Source organism: Bacillus mycoides (assembly GCF_001757995.1).
Classification (GTDB): Bacteria; Bacillota; Bacilli; order Bacillales; family Bacillaceae_G; genus Bacillus_A; species Bacillus_A mycoides_B.
In genome coordinates this window covers 1-1,572 of record NZ_LXLV01000015.1, presented here as the reverse complement: position 1 = coordinate 1,572, position 1,572 = coordinate 1, and the positions used below count along the sequence as shown (strand labels likewise).

Here is a 1,572-nt window from a genome sequence, read left to right as displayed (position 1 = left end):
AAAAAAGCCCCTAGTAGGGCTTCTTATTCTATATTAAGATTCTTAGTCACAGCATAAATATTTCCTGCTATTTAATTAAATAAGTATTCGCTTTTCCATTCAGGGTTCTTTCTATGCTCTTCATTATAATCAAGAAGGCACTCTTTCATTATTTTTGTATCTCTCGGTAACCTTTTTTCTAACTTTGACCATCCGTCGAAGATCATTTTGTTTGGCAAAGGAAACACAAATCCTGTAATACAATCCCAAAAGGCATCCCAATTTTCCCCGTAAAAATCAGGAAACTCAAGTTTCTCTTTAAGCAGTAAATGCAACTCTTTTGCATTATAAATGTTGCTTACATCTATGACCATAATTGATGCATGTTTATTACTCAATTTATACACCCCATTAACATATTAGGCTTATATTTTATCATTTTTTTACAATATATCACTTAAACATTTAAACAATCTTATTGAACAGGATCATAGGCATGTAAAGAAGCATTTTGTCAAATCCGCAGAATTTCAAAATCTTCGTCATGCTTCACGTACGATTAAAGGTATTGAGACCATTCATGCCCTATATAAACAAAGGCGAAGTCTTCGAAGAGACTCCGCCTTTTCAACGTACAATGAACTTCAACAATTACTAGCTACTTCCTAGACATTGTTCCTCATTTACCAACCTGTTTATGATTTTTTCAAACTTTGCAACAGAGCCTGTATATCTATATGCTTCGCTTATATAAATCATAAGGGATTGTTTGCATGTTGACTTTGGTTTTATGTACAATATAGGTAAAGATATAGTCTGAAACAGGAAGAGGAAAAACATGTCCAATTCATTAGTAAATTTACGTATCGATTTTGCATTTAAGCAGTTATTTGGCACAAATGGGAATGAAGATATTTTAGTTGCCTTTTTAAATGCAATATTAAAAGATTCTTTAGAGTCACCTATTGTTTCCCTACAATTAGAAGATCCACATTTGCATCGAGAATATGAAGAAGATAAATTATCGATTTTAGATATTTCGGCTACATTAAATACAGGAACAAAGGTAAATGTGGAAATACAATTGAATAACAATCACGATATGATCAAACGAAGCTTGTATTATTGGGGAAGGTTATACACCTCTCAATTGCAAAAAGGAATGCCTTATAGCTCACTTCATAAAACGATTACCATTAACTTGTTAAATTTTGTGATGTTTCCAGAATATGAAGCGTTTCATACAACAGGAATCCTTTGGAATCAGCAACAACAAAAGTTATTAAGTGACGATATAGAAGTTCATATTGTAGAGATTCCAAAGTTACTACAGCAATGGCGCGAAGAGAAAGTTAATCCGTGGGAAGATTCGTTTGTTCGTTGGTTATTATTATTACCAGCGAATGAAGATGAGTATCTCACACAAACATTGGAGGACATTGCCATGAACCAAGATCCGATTTTACAAAAAGCAATGAATAAGTGGGAACGTATGAGTCAAGATTCTTCTTTCCGTCAAGCATATGAAGCAAGAGAAAAGGCCTTAATGGATGAGGCTGCAAAGTTTGCTCATGCTCGTAATGAGGGGAAAAA

2 protein-coding genes and 1 pseudogene are annotated in these 1,572 nt (G+C 33.5%); 2 read left to right on the top strand and 1 reads right to left on the bottom strand.

Annotated features, from left to right (window positions below):
• Positions 1-71 precede the first annotated feature (71 nt).
• The gene (locus BWGOE10_RS04735; RefSeq protein WP_070141121.1) at positions 72-377 is read right to left on the bottom strand and encodes a barstar family protein; all 306 of its coding nucleotides are present in this window, start codon (positions 375-377) and stop codon (positions 72-74) included.
• 55 nt (positions 378-432) lie between these two features.
• On the opposite strand from BWGOE10_RS04735, the pseudogene BWGOE10_RS29535 reads away from it, so the two are divergent.
• Both BWGOE10_RS29535 and BWGOE10_RS04730 read left to right on the top strand, forming a co-directional pair.
• Positions 433-648, top strand: a pseudogene (locus BWGOE10_RS29535) (DDE-type integrase/transposase/recombinase); the annotation flags it as partial.
• Between the two features lie 169 nt (positions 649-817).
• A partial coding sequence (locus BWGOE10_RS04730; protein ID WP_070168344.1) for an Rpn family recombination-promoting nuclease/putative transposase occupies positions 818-1,572 on the top strand: 755 nt, incomplete at its 3' end.